This window comes from Stenotrophomonas sp. 78350_Sma (assembly GCF_056482105.1).
Genome location: NZ_CM151182.1, coordinates 2,216,885 through 2,234,443 on the forward strand (window position 1 = coordinate 2,216,885; position 17,559 = coordinate 2,234,443).

Here is a 17,559-nt window from a genome sequence, read left to right on the forward strand (position 1 = left end):
GCGGGCGACTGCTTGCCTCCTTTCGATTCAGGCGGTGTGCTTCTCACGATCAGGGCGCCGGTGGTACCTGCATGCGCCACGAACGTCTCTGCGGGTTGTCGGCGTGCCCGCCGAACCAACGTGACGTGCTTGGGTCATCATCCATCGGGCGCGTAACAGGGCTGGCGGTTTTGCGTTGTTCGGCCACCCGGATTCCAGGCACGTCCTTGGCACCGGAGAAAACCTCCGAGGCGCACGCCTTTACGCAGATCTTGTTGTACCCCTCAAGAGTCGCTCTGTCGTCCAGGACGAGGCGTGCCTGGATACTGGATCCCAGCGATTCGATGGTTTCCAGTCTCTTTTCGAAGGTCATTCTCCTGGACTGGCAGAATGCATCAAAATGCGGGGTTTCGATCTTTGTGTGCTGCACGGCAATGATGCAGTGTTTCGATACGTTCATGTAGGTCACTATCCCGTCGTCCAATGCGTCCGTCACTACGCCTGTATCCGGAAGTAGCGCGCAGCCTTCCTTGAACGAATGTACCTGGATGAGCGTCATATAGTCCTTCGCATTGAAGAACTCATCCACACAGCCGTCCAGAAGGGTCTCTTCGTCCGCCTTCGGGTACAGCAACAGGATCAGTAGCCTGATCCATACTCGATAGTCATCGCGGGACAGTTTATAGGTTTCGCAGATGTGCCTCTCTTCCCCGGGGTCCTTTCCATCCAGGGCCCGATGCAGCGCCAGGGCTTCCAGGTCGGCGACGCTGTGGTCAAGAAAATCCTGGAATCTACCGAGTGTTTCTTTGACTCGTAGCGGATTTCGTGCGCCGACAAGAATCTTGTGCCGGTAGATGCGCTTTATCAGGTCGATTGTTGGGGAGTGCTTCGAGTATGGTCGACGGTCCTCTGTCAACAGAAGGGTTGCCGGTCCGGGGCTGGACCTCGCCATTGAGATGGCTTCAATGATTGATCTTGCACTTTCGGCGTAATCAGCCTCGTAGCGGTTGAACAGGGCTTCAAGATTGATCCGCTTGCTATGGCCCGTCCTCATGATCGTGAAGAGATCATGGAAGGCGAGATTGTTCTCTATGGTTGCTTTGTTCTGCGGGTTGATTGTCGATGGCTGGCTTTTATCTACAGTGAACCTGAATATCTTTGCCTTCTTTTTCCCTGGATTATCCGAGCAGGAATTCATGCGCTGCTCCGCCTGGGAGACGAAGTGCTGGTTGTGCGTCAGATTCGTGTGCTTTTCCATGGCGATGAACGGTGTCCTTGTTCCGGGCGGCGGATGGAGCCCAGCCGAAACTGCATGGTGCGGCAATCGAGTGCGAGATGCACTGCAGAGGGTGCTCAGCTGAGCCAATTACGGCACATGCCCGGGTCAAAGGCGGCACACGTCCCGACCGGAAAAACCGGCGGCATGCATGCGGCATGACGGCGCATCGGCTGGACAAAAAAAGCCCGGCGGCCAACCGGGCTTGAACCCATCCTGGGGGAGGGGATGAATCAGGCCGCGTCGAGGCCGGCGCGACGGGTCTGGGCCTTGATCAAGCGATCCATGGTGCGCAAGGAGCGGTCGCCGAGGGCGAGGGCGGAATCGACCCATACCTTGGTGATCTCCAGCAGTTCGTCGTAGCTGACAGCCTGGGCAATGCTGCGTGCGGCGTTCATTGCCAGATAGGACTGTGGGGTACGTTGCTGCTGGCGGATCAGCTCCTCAACTGCGGCACGACCTTCGCCCTTCTTCGCCAGTACATCGACGATGCCCAGCGTATGCATTTCCTCGGCGCTGTAGACACGGCCGTCAAGGATGATCTTCTCGGCCAGGTGCGGTGACACCCGCCGGCACAGGAAGGAATAGGCCCCCATGCCGGGGAAAAGGCCGAACAGCACTTCGGGCAGGCCCATTCCGCTGCCTTCCTCGGCCACGATGGTGTGGCAGGCCAATGCCATTTCCAGGCCACCGCCAAGCGCGTCACCCTGGATCAGGGCAATCGAACGCACGTCGCCGCCGAATCCGGTATGCAGGTGGTGCACGCCTTCCACGCACCGCTGGGCGTAGTTCAGCAGGAGGTCGCGGTTGCCTTCGCGGATCAGGCGGGTGAACAGGTCCAGGTCGCCCCCCAGGTTGTAGGCGACGGCATCGGACGCCAGCACGAAATGCCGCAATGTGCCGCTGTGGCGCTCGGCGGGGCTGCGGGTGATGGCGGCCATGAAGCTCCACATCTCGTCGAGCATGTCCTTTCGGCAGCACGGACGGATGCCGGTGGCAGCATCGGCGTGCATGAACAACCAGTGGGCATTGCCGTCGGCGCTGTCCTCGGTACGGATGGTGGCAAAACGCGAGCCGCTGCTGGGCAGCTTTTCGATGGTACTCATGGAAGGGTCCTCGGCATGCGGCCCGCAGAGTCAGGTGGGTGGCCGGCGGGCCGAACGGTCCACACACGCGGCGATGCTACACCGCCACCGGGGCGCCGCATGCGAAAGGGCCCGGAACGTTTCCGTCCCGGGCCCGATGCCGTTCAAATTGCCCGAAACCCTTACTGGGCGGGCGTATCGCGGAGTTCGCGACGGAGGATTTTGCCGACGTTGGTCTTCGGCAGTTCCTTTCGGAATTCTACGATTTTGGGGTGCTTGTAGCCGGTCAGGTTGGCCCGGGCATGCTCCTTGACCATTTCGGCGGTCAGGTTCGGGTCCTTCTTCACGATGACCACCTTGACCACCTCGCCGGACTTCTCGTCCGGCACGCCGACCGCAGCCACTTCCAGCACGCCGGGCATCATCGCGATGACATCCTCGACTTCGTTCGGGTACACATTGAAGCCGGACACCAGGATCATGTCCTTCTTGCGGTCGACGATGTAGAAGAAGCCGTGTTCGTCCATCTTCGCCATGTCGCCGGTGTGCAGCCAGCCGTCGGCATCGATGGCCTTGTCGGTTTCTTCGGGACGCTGCCAGTAGCCCTTCATCACCTGCGGGCCCTTGATGCAGAGTTCGCCGACCTCGCCCAACGGCAGGATGTTGCTGTTGTCGTCCTTGATGCAGGCATCGGTGGACGGGATCGGCAGGCCGATCGAACCGTTGTACTCGGTGAGGGTCAGCGGGTTGATGCAGGCCGCCGGCGACGTCTCGGTCAGGCCGTAGGCCTCGACCAGCGTCACGCCGGTGACCTTTTTCCAGCGTTCGGCCACGGCGCGCTGCACGGCCATGCCGCCCCCCAGGGTGACCTTCAGCGACGAGAAGTCGACCGTGTCGAAACCGGGGGTATTGAGCAGGCCGTTGAACAGCGTGTTGACGCCGGTGATGGCAGTGAAGCGCACCGACTTGAGTTCCTTGACGAAACCCTTCATGTCGCGCGGATTGGTGATCAGGTGATTGCAGCCACCGAACTTCATGAAGACCAGCCCGTTCGCGGTCAATGCGAAGATGTGGTACAGCGGCAGGGCGGTGATGATCCACTCCTTGCCCATCTCGATGCCCGACGCACTGATCCACGCCGACGCCTGCTGCATGTTGGCGATCAGGTTGCGGTTGGTCAGCATCGCACCCTTGGCGACGCCGGTGGTGCCGCCGGTGTACTGGAGGAAGGCGATGTCGTCGTGGTCGATCTCGACCGGCGGGAGCGCGTGGCGGCTGCCCAGCTTGAGTGCCTGCCTGAAGCGGACGGCGCCCTTGATGTGGTAGTTGGGCACCATCTTCTTGACGTACTTCAGCACGAAGTTGACGATCGCGCCCTTGGCGCCGAGCAGGTCGCCGAGGCCGGTGGTGACCACGTGCTTGACCGGCGTGTCGGCGATGACCTGCTCGACGGTATCGCCGAAGTTGTCGACCACCACCAGCGCGGTCACGCCGGCGTCGACCAGCTGGTGTTTCAGTTCGCGGGCGGTGTACAGCGGGTTGACGTTGACCACGGTGAGGCCTGCGCGCAGCACGCCGAAGGTGGCTACCGGGTACTGCAGGCAGTTGGGCATCATCAGGGCGACGCGGTCACCCTTCTTGAGCTTGAGCTCACCCAGCAGGTAGGCCGCGAACTGGGTGACCAGCGCATCGGTCTCACCGTAGGTGAGCACCTTGCCGAAGCTGGAGTAGGCCGGACGGTCGCGGAATTTTGCGACGGAAGCGTCGAAGACCGAAGCTACCGAATGGAACTCGTTGACGTCGATTTCGGCGGGAACGCCTTTCGGATAGCTCTGCAGCCAGGGACGATCCAGACTCATATTCCCCCTCCAGGAATCGTGATGTATTAGGTTCCGGCCCTGAGCGTAGCGACAATGGCCGTTCATTGCAGCATACCCCGCCGTAGGGAAAACGCGAAGAGGGGGTTGCGTGGCGCATTGTGCGAACGCGTCAAACGCCGCCGGGCATGGCCCGGCGCTACCGAAGGCAGAACGCGCCTGGTAGCGTCGGGCCATGCCCGGCGGGGGGGGTACCGTGAGCGGCCGGCTCAGCCCTGCTTGCGCACCGGTGCACCATTGGCCTTGTAGTACGGCGCGGTGCTGCGGGCCAGCGGGGTGCGGCCGCGGATCACGTCGGCCAGCTTCTCGGCCATCATGATGGTCGGCGCGTTGAGGTTGCCGGTCACCACCTGCGGCATGATCGAGGCATCGACGATGCGCAGGCCTTCCAGCCCGTGCACGCGGCCCTGGCCATCGACCACCGCCATCGGGTCATCGGCATGGCCCATCTTGTTCGAGCACGACGGGTGGTAGGCGGTCTCGGCATGCTCGCGGACGAACGCATCGATCTGCGCGTCGGTCTGCAGCGCGCTGCCCGGCGAGATCTCGCGGCCGCTGTACGGTGCCAGCGCCGGCTGCGCGAAGATCTCGCGGGTGATGCGGATCGCTGCACGGAACTCGCGCCAGTCCTGGTCGTGCGACATGTAGTTGAACAGGATGCTGGGATGTTCGCGCGGGTCCTTCGAGCGCACATGGATGCGGCCGCGGCTCGGCGAGCGCATCGAACCGACGTGCATCTGGAAGCTGTGAGCCTTGATCGGGTTGGAGCCGTTGTAATTGATCGCCACCGGCAGGAAGTGGTACTGCAGGTTCGGCCAGTCGAATTCGGCGTCGCTGCGGATGAAGCCACCGGCCTCGAACTGATTGCTGGCGCCGATGCCGGTGCCCAGGAACAGCCACTCGGCGCCGATCGCCGGCTGGTTGTACAGCTTCAGTGCCGGGGCCAGCGACACCGGCTTCTTGCACTCGTACTGCAGGTACATCTCCAGGTGATCCTGCAGGTTGGCGCCGACGCCCGGCAGGTGGTGCACCAGGTCGATGTCCAGGCTGCGCAGCAGGTCGGCCGGGCCGACGCCCGAGCGCTGCAGGATCTGCGGCGAGGCGATGGCGCCGCCGCACAGCAGCACTTCGCGGCGGGCGGTGGCACGCTGCGGCTGGTCGTTGTGCAGCCACTGCACGCCTACCGCGCGCTTGCCCGAGAACAGGATGCGGTCGGTCAGCGCGTGGGTGACGATGGTCAGGTTCGGGCGCGGCTTGGCCAGGTCCAGGTAGCCGCGGGCGGTGCTGGAGCGACGGCCCTTCGGGGTCACCGTGCGGTCCATCGGGCCGAAGCCTTCCTGCTGGTAGCCGTTGAGGTCGTCGGTGCGCGGGTAGCCGGCCTGCACGCCGGCCTCGACCATCGCAGCGAACAGCTCGTTGTTGCCGGCCTTCGGCGTGGTCACGCGCAGCGGGCCATCACCACCGTGGTAGTCATTGGCGCCGATATCGCGGGTTTCAGCCTTGCGGAAGTAGGGCAGGCAGTCCAGGTAGGTCCAGTCTTCCAGGCCCGGCATGCTGGCCCAGTTGTCGTAGTCCATCGCGTTGCCGCGGATGTAGCACATGCCGTTGATCAGCGAAGAGCCACCCAGGCCCTTGCCGCGGCCGCAGTCCATGCGACGGTTGTTCATGAAGGGCTCGGGATCGGTCTTGTACGCCCAGTTGTAGCGCTTGCCCTGCAACGGGAAGGCCAGCGCCGCCGGCATCTGGGTACGGAAGTCGAGCCGGTAGTCCGGGCCACCGGCTTCCAGCAGCAGCACGCTGACATCGGCATCTTCGGTGAGGCGGGTGGCCAGCACGTTGCCGGCCGAACCGGCGCCGATGATGATGTAGTCGTACTCGTTATGGGTGCTCATGGGTGTCTCCTGCAGGCCGGGGCGCGCTGCATGCAGGCGTCCCGGCGGAATGTCGGATCGGCACGATGGCCGGACGATGGGGCGCGCAGGGCGCGCCGGTCAGAACACGCTGGCGTAGTCGCCCAGCTCGACCTGCACCGACTTGATGCGGGTGTAGTGGCCGAGGGTCGAGATGCCGTTCTCGCGGCCGACGCCGGATTCCTTGTAGCCACCGACCGGCATTTCGGCCGGCGACTCACCCCAGGTGTTGATCCAGCAGATGCCGGCTTCCAGGCGGTGGATGATGCGGTGGGCGCGGCTGACGTCCTTGCTGACCACGCCGGCGGCCAGGCCGAAGGTGGTGTCGTTGGCACGACGCACCACTTCGTCTTCGTCGTCGTAGGCAAGGATGCTCATCACCGGCCCGAAGATCTCTTCCTTGACGATGGTCATGTCATCGCGGCAGTCGGAGAACACGGTCGGCAGCACGTAGGCGCCGTTGGCCAGCGCGCCTTCGGTGGCGCGGCCGCCGCCGGTCAGCAGGCGGGCGCCTTCGGCCTTGCCGCTTTCGATGTAGCGCAGCACGTTTTCCATGTGCGGGAAGCTGGTCAGCGGGCCGAAGTTGGTCTCGGCGGCCATCGGGTCGCCGATGCGGATGCGCTTGACGCGCTCGACAACGGCCGCTTCGAATGCGGCCAGCATGCTGCGCGGCACGAACACGCGGGTGCCGTTGGTGCAGACCTGGCCGGAGCTGAAGAAGTTGGCCATCACCGCGATGTCGGCGGCGCGGTCGAGGTCGGCGTCATCGCAGATCACCAGCGGTGACTTGCCGCCCAGCTCCATGGTCACTTCCTTCAGCGACGAGGACGCGGCGCTGGCCATGACCTTCTTGCCGGTGGCGACGCCGCCGGTGAAGGAGATCTTCTCGATCACCGGGTGCTCGGTCAGCCACTGGCCGATCTCGCGACCGGGGCCCTGCACGACGTTGAACACGCCGGCCGGCACGCCGGCTTCGGTGTAGATCTCGGCCAGCCGGATCGCGGTCAGCGGGGTCACTTCCGACGGCTTGAACACCATCGCGTTGCCGGCGGCCAGGGCCGGAGCCGACTTCCACATGGCGATCTGGATCGGGTAGTTCCAGGCGCCGATGCCGGCGACCACGCCCAGCGGCTCGCGGCGGGTGTAGAAGAAGCTCGATTCGCGCAGCGGCAGCTGGATGCCTTCGATGGCGGTGGCCAGGCCGGCGTAGTACTCGACCACGTCGGCACCGGTGACGATGTCCACGGTGGTGGTCTCGGCCAGTGCCTTGCCGGTGTCCAGGGTTTCCAGCTGGGCCAGCTCGTCGTTGCGTTCACGCAGGATCTCGACGGCGCGGCGGAGGATGCGCGAACGCTCCATGGCCGTCATCGCCGCCCACACCTTCTGGCCTTCGGCCGCGCTCTGCACGGCGCGTTCGACGTCGGCCTGGCTGGCGACCTGCACTTCAGCGATCACCTCGCCGGTGGCCGGGTTGACGGTCTTGAAGGTCTTGCCGCTGGTGGCATCGACGCGCTGGCCGTGGATGTAGAGCTGTTGGACGGGCAGGGTGGTCATGGACGTACTCCTTGGAAGGGGGCGGGTGCTGCAGCGCTTATAGCGCGACAGCCTGCAACTGGAAGTCGATGTAGCCGTAAGCGATGCGCCGGGACTTCTCGGCATTGAACTGGCCGCCGACCAGGCTGCCGCGCAGCCACAGGCCATCGATCATCGCGGCCAGGCCGCGGGCGGCCAGGCGGGCCTGCGGGTGGGGCAGCAGGCGGTTGAACTGGTGGCACAGGTTGGAGAACAGGCGCTGGTCGTTGGCGCGCTGCAGCCGGGCCAGTTCCGGCTGGTGCATGCTCGCGGCCCAGAAGGTGAGCCAGACGCGCATGGCGGTGCCGTTGATCTGGCTGTCGTCGAAGTTGCCATCGACGATGGCGCGCAGCTGCTCGCGCGGGTCGTCGCTGGCGTCGGCGCGGTAGCGGGCGACCGCGTCCTTCAGTTCACGCAGGATCTGCCGCATTGCAGCATTGAGCAGGCCGTCCTTGTCGCCGAAGTAATGGGCAACGATGCCGCTGGACAGCCCTGCCTTCTTCGCGATGGTGGCGACGGTCGCATCGGCCATGCCGATCTCGTCGATGGTCTGGAAAGTGGCCCGGATCAGCTGCTCGCGCCGTACCGGTTCCACGCCTTTCTTCGGCATTGTCTCTCCACGGATTGCGACCCGAAGGATCGGGCTGCCCGCCATTATGCTTTTTATTGATTGAACGTTCAATCAATAAACCCTAGGATGCGCTCGCGCCCCACGCCATGGGCCCGGTTTACCGGTCCGGCCCCGCCCATGTGCTCCCTCGGACTTGATGAGACGACCCCATGTCTTCCCTGGCTCATCCCAAGCGTTCGCCCCTGCGCTTGAACCGTTTTGTCTTCTTCAGCTCCTCGGTGTCGATCGGCATCCTCGGGCTGCTCACCGTTCTCTATCCCGAAGGCAGCGAGCACTGGCTGCAGTGGGCGCAGGCCGAGGTGTCGGCCGCGTTCGGCTGGTGGTACATGCTGCTGATCGTGCTGTGCCTGGGCTTCGTGCTGTGGCTGGCGTTCTCGCCGTATGGCCGCATCCGCCTGGGCCACAACGAGGAATCACCTGCCTTCGGCTACGTCGCCTGGGTCTCGATGCTGTTCTCGGCCGGCATCGGCATCGCGCTGCTGTACTACGGCGCCTATGAGCCGCTGGACCACTTCCTCAATCCGCCCGGGCAGCCCGGCGGCACTGTGGCCGCCGGTCGCGAGGCGATGGTGCTGACCTTCCTGCACTGGGGCCTGCACGGCTGGGCGCTGTATGCGCTGGTCGGCGTGGCGCTGGGCTATTTCGCCTACCGCCGCGACCTGCCGCTGGCGTTGCGCTCGGCGCTGTACCCGATCTTCGGTGAGCGCATCCATGGCCGCATCGGTGACATGGTCGATGGCTTCGGCATCCTCGCCACGCTGATCTCGATGGTCACCAACCTCGGCATCGGCGCGCTGGTGGTGCAGTCCGGCCTGGTCTACCTGTTCCACATCCCGGATACGCCGCAGGTGCTGGTGGCGATCGTGCTGGTGATGATGGTGGTGGCCACCATCGGCGTGGTGGCCGGTGTGGAGAAGGGCATTGCCTGGCTTTCCAACCTCAATGTGCGCCTGCTGTGCGGCCTGCTGCTGTTCGTGCTGGTCACCGGCCCGACCCTGCACCTGTTCGATGGCCTGATCCAGAACACCGGCGACTACCTGGGCGCCTTCGTGCGCAAGAGCTTCGACATGTACCTCAACGACCCGAAGGGCCGTGAGTGGATGGGCTCGTGGACGTTGTTCTACTGGGCGTGGTGGATTGCCTGGGCACCGTTCGTCGGCCTTTTCGTGGCGCGCATCTCGCGCGGCCGCACCATCCGCGAAGTGATCATGGGCGTACTGCTGATCCCGCTCGGCTTCACCCTGGCGTGGCTGTCGATCTTCGGCAACACCGCCATCGACCTGGTGCTCAACCACGGCCAGGCGATCCTGGGTGACGTGGCCCAGCACGATGCGGCGATGACGCTGTTCAAGTTGCTGGAGTACCTGCCCGCCGCGCCGTACGTCGCGGGTGCCGCGGTGGTGATCGGCTTCGTGCTGTTCCTGACCCCGGTCGATTCGGGCACGCTGATGATCGCCAACCTGTGCACGCGTCGCGTTGACGACGGCGTGGAAGATGGCCATGACGCACCAATCTGGCTGCGCGTGTTCTGGGCGGCGGGCATCACCGTGGCCAGCGTCGGCCTGCTGCTGGCCGGCAACTTCAGTGCGATGCAGACGGCGGTGGTGCTGTGCGGCCTGCCGTTCTCGTTCACGCTGGCGTTCTATATGTGGGGGCTGTTGAAGGCCCTGCGGACTGACCCGGATGCGCCGCGGCGGTGAGGGCAGGGCCTGGCATTTCGTAACTGTCTGAAAGACAGGCGCGCCTGTCGGCTGCAATCATCACTCGACCTGCCGTTGTTGGAGTCGAGTGATGGTTCGAATCTTGGGTTTTTCCCTGCTGTTGTCCCTTTGCTGTCTTCCCGCGGCGATGGCCTCGCCGCCGGAGCAGCTTGATTTCCCGGTGCTGGCGCGAGGTGAATCGGCACCAGTCCGCCTGCGGTTGGCGCCGCATGTGGGTGGGGTGGCGTTGTACTCGATCCACATGCGCCGCCTCGACGATTCGGATCCCAGCGGGTATCAGATCAGTGGGTATCGGGTCACCGGGGTGCAGTGTCCCGAAGGCTTCCTGTTCAATCTGTACCCGGAGAATCAAGGGGCGGTCTGCTACCGCATGGAGGAGACGCCGCATGCCGGTGGTGAGATGGTGGTGCAGGTCGTCAATGTCGACGCACCCGATGGGCCTACCGTCTGGGAAGAGGGACTCGGCTTCGTGGACTGGCATGGGCCAGCGCAGAAGACCGCGTGGCATTTTTTCGCGGTAAGGCCCTGAGCGTGTAAAGCAGGCGGCCGGATCCTGGGATCCGGCCGTTCGGGTTTGCAGAGAGCGTAGTCGAGCGAGCTCGACTCTACTTGGCGGCCAGCTGGCGCAGCACGTACTGCAGCAGGCCACCATGACGGAAGTACTCGACTTCCTTCGGGGTCAGCAGCATCACCGAAACCTCGAAGGTCTTCTTGGTGCCATCGGCCTTGGTCGCGGTAACCGTGGCGCGCTTGCTGGCACCGTCCTGCAGGCCGGTGATGTCGATCACTTCCGAGCCGTCCAGGCCCAGAGATTGCGCGTTCTCGCCGTTGCGGAACTGCAGCGGCAGCACGCCCATGCCGACCAGGTTGGAGCGGTGGATGCGCTCGAAGCTTTCGGCGATGACCGCCTTCACTCCCAGCAGCAGGGTGCCCTTGGCCGCCCAGTCGCGCGACGAGCCGGTGCCGTATTCCTTGCCGGCCAGCACCACCAGCGGCACCTTGTCGGCCTTGTACTTCATGGCCGCATCGTAGATCGCCAGCTTCTCCGGCTGGCCGCCGCCGGCCGGGTAGTACAGGGTGTTGCCGCCTTCCTCGCCACCGAACATCAGGTTCTTGATGCGGATGTTGGCGAAGGTGCCGCGGACCATCACGTCATCGTTGCCGCGGCGGCTGCCATAGCTGTTGAAGTCGGCCGGCTGCACGCCGCGTTCCTGCAGGAAGCGGCCTGCCGGCGAGTCCTTCTTGATGTTGCCGGCCGGGGAGATGTGGTCGGTGGTGATCGAGTCGCCGAACAGGCCCATCACGCGTGCGCCGTGCACGTCGTCGATGCTGCCGGTCTGCATGGTCATGCCATCGAAGTACGGCGGGTTCTTGATGTAGGTGGACGCGTCGCTCCACTCGTACAGGTTGCCGTCCGGCGAGGCGATGGTGTTCCAGCGGGTGTCACCCTTGAACACATCGGCGTAGTTCTGCTTGAACATCTCCGGGCCGATGGTGGCGGCGATGACATCGCCGATTTCCTTGTTGCTCGGCCAGATGTCGCGCAGGAACACCGGTTGGCCATCGCTGCCGGTACCCAGCGGCTGGGTGGTCAGGTCGATGTCGGTGGTGCCGGCGATGGCGTAGGCAACCACCAGCGGCGGGCTGGCCAGGTAGTTCATCTTCACTTCGGGATGCACGCGGCCCTCGAAGTTGCGGTTGCCCGACAGCACCGAGGTGACCACCAGGTCGCCGGTGGCGATGCCGGCGCTGACTTCGGTCGGCAGCGGGCCGGAGTTGCCGATGCAGGTGGTGCAGCCGTAGCCGACCACGTAGAAGCCGATCTTCTCCAGCTCCTTCAGCACGCCGGCCTTTTCCAGGTAATCGGTGACCACGCGCGAACCCGGCCCGAGCGATGTCTTCACCCACGGCTGGCGGTTCAGGCCCTTGGCGGCCGCATTGCGGGCCAGCAGGCCGGCGCCGATCATCACCGCCGGGTTGGAGGTATTGGTGCAGGAGGTGATGGCAGCGATGACCACTGCACCATCCTTCAGGCGGACCTTGCGGCCTTCGGTTTCGATATCGGCGTAGCCCTTGGCCAGCTGCTCGTTGCCGACGGCCGCGCCGCCGCCTTCATTGACGAAGGAGGAGACGTCGTCGCTGCGCTTGTCACGGTTGGCGGTCATGCCGACCAGCGCTTCGCGGTAGTTCTTCTGCACGTCTTCCAGCAGCACGCGGTCCTGCGGGCGCTTGGGGCCGGCCAGCGACGGCTTCACCGTGCCCATGTCCAGTTCCAGCGTGGTGCTGTACTGGGCGTGCGGGCTGCCCGGCTCGTGCCAGAGGCCCTGCGCCTTGGCGTAGGCCTCGACCAGCTCGATCTGCTCTTCGCTGCGGCCGGACAGGCGCAGGTAGTTCAGCGATTCGGCGTCGATCGGGAAGATGCCGCAGGTGGCACCGTATTCCGGGGCCATGTTGCCGATGGTGGCACGGTCGGCCAGCGGCAGGTGTTGCAGGCCATCACCGTAGAATTCGACGAACTTGCCGACCACGCCCAGCTTGCGCAGCATCTGGGTGACGGTCAGCACCAGGTCGGTGGCGGTGGCGCCTTCGGGCAGCTTGCCGGTCAGCTTGAAGCCGACCACCTGCGGGATCAGCATCGACGACGGCTGGCCGAGCATGGCCGCCTCCGCTTCGATGCCGCCCACGCCCCAACCGAGCACGCCGATGCCGTTGATCATCGTGGTGTGGCTGTCGGTGCCGAACACGGTATCGGGGTAGGCCACCGTCTTGCCGTCCTTGTCCGCGGTCATCACCACGCGGGCCAGGTTCTCCAGGTTCACCTGGTGGACGATGCCGGTGTTGGGCGGCACCACCTTGAAGTTGTCGAAAGCCTTCTGGCCCCAGCGCAGGAAGCCGTAGCGTTCCTGGTTGCGCTGGAATTCGATCTTGCCGTTGAGGTCCAGTGCGTCGGGCTTGCCGAACACATCGACCTGCACCGAGTGGTCGATGACCAGTTCGGAGGGGATCTGCGGGTTGATCTGCTCCGGCGAGCCGCCAAGCTTCACCACGGCATCGCGCATCGCGGCCAGGTCGACCACGCAGGGCACGCCGGTGAAGTCCTGCAGAACCACGCGCGCCGGCATGAAGGCGATTTCGGTGTCCGGCTCGGCGGACGGGTTCCAGCGGGCCACGGCTTCGATGTGGTCGGGGCCGACGGTTGCGCCGCCGTCTTCATGCCGGAGCAGATTCTCCAGCAGGATCTTCATCGAATAGGGCAGGTGGGAGATATCGAAGCGCTGGCCCAGCGTGGGCAGGCTGAAGTAGTCGTAGGTCTTGCCGCCGACATTCAGCTGGCTGCGGGTGGAGAACGAATCGCTCATGCGGGGTAACTCCTTCTTGCGGATGGCTTGCTCTGGCCCGTGCGTCTACGGGCCTGCTTGCGGTCGCCGGTGGCATTCCAGCCCCGGATCCTGCCCAGTATCGGCGATCCAGCGCCCGGCAATGACCCGGCTGGCTTGGAACGCAAGGTTACAGCGGTGTGTGTAGCCTTCGTGTCATCGCGTGCGGTCGTTGCCTGCCGGTCCGAACGCAGACGGGGCGCCCATGGGCGCCCCGTCCGGGAGTGCGTGTCGAGCAGGGCTTACTTGCCGTTGGCGGCATCCAGCAGCGGGTTGCCGGTCTTGCCGACGGCGTTGCTCTTGGACTTGGCCGTCAGCACACCCTGCTTGTTGAACTCCAGGACGGTTGCTTCCTGGATGTTCTTGCCGAAGGTTTTGATCTTCACGTAGTCGTAGTACCAGACCTGGGTGTCGCCCAGCTGTTCGCGGCGGCCGGGTGCGCCGAACTTTTCACGGACCTGGTCCTGGCTGGTCTTGCCGACTTCCAGGGTGTCCATCTGCTGTTGGGTGATCTCGACGCCGGTGGTGTAGGCGCCGAACGGATTGGCGTGGGCTGCGGTCGTCGAAAGGGCCAGCGGGGCAGCCAGCATCAGGGCAAGGGTCAAGGCGCGCATGGAACATCCTTTTATGGCGGGTGGGTACGGGCGGCACGCGGCGCGTCCAGCCCGGGGCCGCAGCAGGTCGCTGCGGCGCCAGTCTAACCCCCGGATGCGACCAGCATAGGATCGCGGTCACGGATTGGGCGGGTTTGTCGCGGATGTCGCGAGTATGTATAATTCATGCATACTTTTTGAGGCGTACCCCATGGAAGCCACCGTTGCTGAACGCGGACAGATCACCCTGCCCAAGGCGGTGCGTGATGCCCTTGGCCTGACCAAGGGCACGCTGCTGAAGGTCGAGCTGGACGGCAGCCGCATCATCCTGCGCAAGAGTGTTGACGATGCCATTTCACGGGCGCGCGGCAAGTTCGCGCTGGACGGCTTCGAGTCGTCCGAAGCGGCAGTACGCGCGGTGCGTGACGAGGAGTAAGCCGTGATGATCGCCGTCGATTCGCCGGTGCTGGTCGAGCTGCTCAGCAATGGCCCGCAGGCCGATGCGGTGGAAGCCATCCTCCGGCAGAGCCTGGTCGGTGGCCGCGTAGTGGTCTGTGGCGCGACCCTGGCCGAAGTCTGCGCATCGCTGCGCGGCGGCGCCGAAGTGCTCGAAGCACTGGAAGAGATGGGCGTGCACTTCAATCCGATGGAGGCCAAGTCGGCACTGCGCGCGGGCGAGATGCACCGCCGTCATCGCCAGCGTGGAGGCAGCCGCCGCAGCCTGGACGAATTCATGGTCGGCGCCCACGCACTGCTGCAGTGCGATGGCCTGATCACCTGGAACGACACGTTTTACCGCGACTACTTCAAGGGCCTGAAGCTGATCGTGCCGCAAGCCTGAGCCCACTTTGTTTTTTCAACCTACGCATTACCCGGGAGTTGTCATGTTGGAAGCCTACCGCCACCACGTCGCCGAGCGCGCTGCGCTTGGCATCCCGCCGCTGCCGCTGAGCGCGCAGCAGACGGCCGATGTCATCGAACTGCTGAAGAACCCGCCGCAGGGCGAGGCCGAGTTCCTGCTCGACCTGCTGACCCACCGCGTGCCGGCCGGCGTCGATGACGCAGCCAAGGTCAAGGCCTCGTACCTGGCCGCGATCGCGCTGGGCAGCGAGCAGAACCCGCTGATCAGCCGCGAGCGCGCCACCGAACTGCTGGGCACCATGCTCGGCGGTTACAACGTCGCCCCGCTGGTGCAGCTGCTGGACGACGCCAGCGTCGGAACCATCGCCGCCAACGGCCTGAAGAAGACCCTGCTGGTGTTCGATGCGTTCCACGACGTGCAGGAAAAGGCCAAGGCGGGCAACGCCAACGCCCAGGCCGTGCTGCAGAGCTGGGCCGATGCCGAGTGGTTCACCAGCAACCCGGAAGTGCCGCAGAGCCTGACCGTCACCGTGTTCAAGGTGCCGGGCGAGACCAACACCGACGACCTGTCGCCTGCACCGGACGCGACCACCCGCCCGGACATCCCGATGCACGCCCTGGCGATGCTGAAGAACAAGCGCGACGATGCGCCGTTCACCCCGGAAGAAGACGGCAAGCGCGGCCCGATCCAGCAGATCCTCGACCTGAAGGACAAGGGCCACCTGGTCGCCTATGTCGGCGACGTGGTCGGCACCGGTTCCTCGCGCAAGTCGGCCACCAACAGCGTGCTGTGGTGGACCGGCGATGACATTCCGTTCATCCCGAACAAGCGCGCCGGTGGCGTCTGCCTGGGTTCGAAGATCGCCCCGATCTTCTACAACACCATGGAAGATGCCGGCGCACTGCCGATCGAGCTGGACGTGTCGAAGATGGAGCACGGCGATGTGGTCGAGCTGCGTCCGTACGAAGGCAAGGCGCTGAAGAACGGTGAAGTGATCGCCGAGTTCCAGGTCAAGTCCGACGTGCTGTTCGACGAAGTGCGCGCCGGTGGCCGCATTCCGCTGATCATCGGCCGTGGCCTGACCGGCAAGGCGCGCGAAGCGCTGGGCCTGGCCCCGACCGATCTGTTCCGCCTGCCGGTGCAGCCGGTCGACACCGGCAAGGGCTTCTCGCTGGCGCAGAAGATGGTCGGCCGCGCCTGTGGCCTGGCTGAAGGCCAGGGCATGCGCCCGGGCACCTACTGCGAACCGAAGATGACCTCGGTCGGCTCGCAGGACACCACCGGCCCGATGACCCGTGACGAGCTGAAGGACCTGGCCTGCCTGGGCTTCTCGGCCGACCTGGTGATGCAGTCGTTCTGCCACACCGCCGCTTACCCGAAGCCGGTGGACGTGAAGACCCACCACACCCTGCCGGAGTTCATCTCCACCCGTGGCGGCGTGTCGCTGCGCCCGGGCGACGGCGTGATCCACAGCTGGCTCAACCGCATGCTGCTGCCGGACACCGTCGGCACCGGTGGTGACTCGCATACCCGTTTCCCGGTGGGCATTTCGTTCCCGGCCGGTTCGGGCCTGGTCGCCTTCGCCGCTGCCACCGGCGTGATGCCGCTGGACATGCCGGAGTCGGTGCTGGTGCGCTTCAAGGGCAAGATGCAGCCGGGCGTGACCCTGCGTGACCTGGTCAACGCCATCCCGCTGTACGCGATCAAGTCGGGCCTGCTGACCGTGGCCAAGGCTGGCAAGAAGAACATCTTCTCCGGCCGTATCCTGGAAATCGAAGGCCTGCCGGAGCTGAAGGTCGAGCAGGCGTTCGAACTGTCCGACGCCTCGGCCGAGCGTTCGGCCGCCGGTTGCTCGGTGCGCCTGAACAAGGAACCGATCATCGAGTACCTCAACAGCAACATCACGCTGCTGAAGTGGATGATCGCCGAGGGTTACCAGGATCCGCGCTCGCTGCAGCGTCGCATCGAGAAGATGGAAGCGTGGCTGGCCAACCCGGAGCTGCTGGAGCCGGATGCCGACGCCGAGTACGCTGCCGTCATCGAGATCGACCTGGCCGATATCCACGAGCCGATCGTGGCCTGCCCGAACGACCCGGACGACGTGAAGACCCTGTCCGAAGTGGCCGGCGCCAAGATCGACGAGGTGTTCATCGGTTCGTGCATGACCAACATCGGTCACTTCCGTGCGGCTGCGAAGCTGCTGGAAGGCAAGCGTGACCTGCCGACCCGCCTGTGGGTGGCCCCGCCGACCAAGATGGATGCCTCGGAGCTGACCAAGGAAGGCGTGTACGGCACCTTCGGCGCCACTGGCGCGCGCATGGAAATGCCGGGCTGCTCGCTGTGCATGGGCAATCAGGCGCAGATCCGCGAAGGCTCCACCGCGATGTCGACCTCGACCCGCAACTTCCCGAACCGCCTGGGCCGCAACACCAACGTGTACCTGGGTTCGGCGGAACTGGCGGCGATCTGCTCGCGCCTGGGCCGCATCCCGACCAAGGAGGAGTACATGGCGGACATCGGCGTGATCAACGCCAATGGTGCGGAGATCTACCGCTACATGAACTTCGACCAGATCGAGGAATACCAGGACGTGGCCAAGACGGTCGCTGCCTGATGCGGTAGTGCCGGCCGCTGGCCGGCACTTCGATGAAGCCAAACGCCGCGATCCCGGGAGGG

At 64.8% G+C, this 17,559-nt stretch carries 13 protein-coding genes; 5 read left to right on the top strand and 8 right to left on the bottom strand.

Going from position 1 to position 17,559, the window contains the following annotated elements; translation table 11 throughout:
- Positions 1-49 precede the first annotated feature (49 nt).
- The 6 genes from ACZK4H_RS10340 to betI form a co-directional block, all read right to left on the bottom strand.
- Positions 50-1,237 carry a hypothetical protein gene (locus ACZK4H_RS10340; RefSeq protein ID WP_099551684.1) on the bottom strand — a complete coding sequence of 396 codons (1,188 nt, stop codon included), beginning with the start codon at positions 1,235-1,237 and terminating at the stop codon, positions 50-52.
- 251 nt (positions 1,238-1,488) lie between these two features.
- Complete coding sequence (locus tag ACZK4H_RS10345; protein ID WP_099551685.1) at positions 1,489-2,361, bottom strand: crotonase/enoyl-CoA hydratase family protein; 873 nt, start codon at positions 2,359-2,361, stop codon at positions 1,489-1,491.
- Positions 2,362-2,522: 161 nt separating this feature from the next.
- On the bottom strand, positions 2,523-4,199 hold the full coding sequence (locus tag ACZK4H_RS10350) for a long-chain fatty acid--CoA ligase (RefSeq protein WP_099551686.1): 1,677 nt from the start codon (positions 4,197-4,199) through the stop codon (positions 2,523-2,525).
- Between the two features lie 227 nt (positions 4,200-4,426).
- Entirely contained in the window at positions 4,427-6,109 is a 1,683-nt protein-coding gene (gene betA, locus ACZK4H_RS10355; RefSeq protein ID WP_006441623.1) for a choline dehydrogenase, read from the bottom strand.
- 99 nt (positions 6,110-6,208) lie between these two features.
- A complete protein-coding gene (betB, locus tag ACZK4H_RS10360) occupies positions 6,209-7,681 on the bottom strand; it encodes a betaine-aldehyde dehydrogenase (protein WP_099604582.1) in 1,473 nt (490 codons plus the stop codon).
- Positions 7,682-7,718: 37 nt separating this feature from the next.
- Positions 7,719-8,309 (bottom strand): transcriptional regulator BetI, encoded by a 591-nt coding sequence (gene betI, locus ACZK4H_RS10365; protein ID WP_005409501.1) that lies wholly within the window; start codon positions 8,307-8,309, stop codon positions 7,719-7,721.
- Between the two features lie 170 nt (positions 8,310-8,479).
- Here betI and ACZK4H_RS10370 point away from each other — a divergent pair, with 170 nt between their 5' ends.
- Together ACZK4H_RS10370 and ACZK4H_RS10375 are read left to right on the top strand one after the other, a co-directional pair.
- A complete protein-coding gene (locus tag ACZK4H_RS10370) occupies positions 8,480-10,030 on the top strand; it encodes a BCCT family transporter (protein WP_014037077.1) in 1,551 nt (516 codons plus the stop codon).
- Between the two features lie 103 nt (positions 10,031-10,133).
- Complete coding sequence (locus tag ACZK4H_RS10375; protein WP_239503832.1) at positions 10,134-10,580, top strand: hypothetical protein; 447 nt, start codon at positions 10,134-10,136, stop codon at positions 10,578-10,580.
- A gap of 76 nt (positions 10,581-10,656) precedes the next feature.
- Here ACZK4H_RS10375 and acnA read toward each other — a convergent pair whose 3' ends face one another.
- Both acnA and bamE read right to left on the bottom strand, forming a co-directional pair.
- On the bottom strand, positions 10,657-13,410 hold the full coding sequence (gene acnA, locus ACZK4H_RS10380) for an aconitate hydratase AcnA (RefSeq protein ID WP_099554757.1): 2,754 nt from the start codon (positions 13,408-13,410) through the stop codon (positions 10,657-10,659).
- 260 nt (positions 13,411-13,670) lie between these two features.
- Positions 13,671-14,042 (bottom strand): outer membrane protein assembly factor BamE domain-containing protein, encoded by a 372-nt coding sequence (gene bamE, locus ACZK4H_RS10385; protein ID WP_005409504.1) that lies wholly within the window; start codon positions 14,040-14,042, stop codon positions 13,671-13,673.
- A 190-nt stretch (positions 14,043-14,232) separates the two neighbouring features.
- Between bamE and ACZK4H_RS10390 the strand changes: the two genes are divergently transcribed.
- From ACZK4H_RS10390 to acnB, 3 genes are read left to right on the top strand one after another with little or no spacing between them, the layout of a single operon-like run.
- Entirely contained in the window at positions 14,233-14,457 is a 225-nt protein-coding gene (locus ACZK4H_RS10390) for an AbrB/MazE/SpoVT family DNA-binding domain-containing protein (protein WP_099554759.1), read from the top strand.
- Between the two features lie 6 nt (positions 14,458-14,463).
- Entirely contained in the window at positions 14,464-14,862 is a 399-nt protein-coding gene (locus ACZK4H_RS10395; RefSeq protein WP_005409506.1) for a type II toxin-antitoxin system VapC family toxin, read from the top strand.
- 43 nt (positions 14,863-14,905) lie between these two features.
- Positions 14,906-17,497, top strand: a complete 2,592-nt coding sequence (acnB, locus tag ACZK4H_RS10400) for a bifunctional aconitate hydratase 2/2-methylisocitrate dehydratase (protein ID WP_099554761.1) — start codon at positions 14,906-14,908, stop codon at positions 17,495-17,497.
- Positions 17,498-17,559 lie beyond the last annotated feature (62 nt).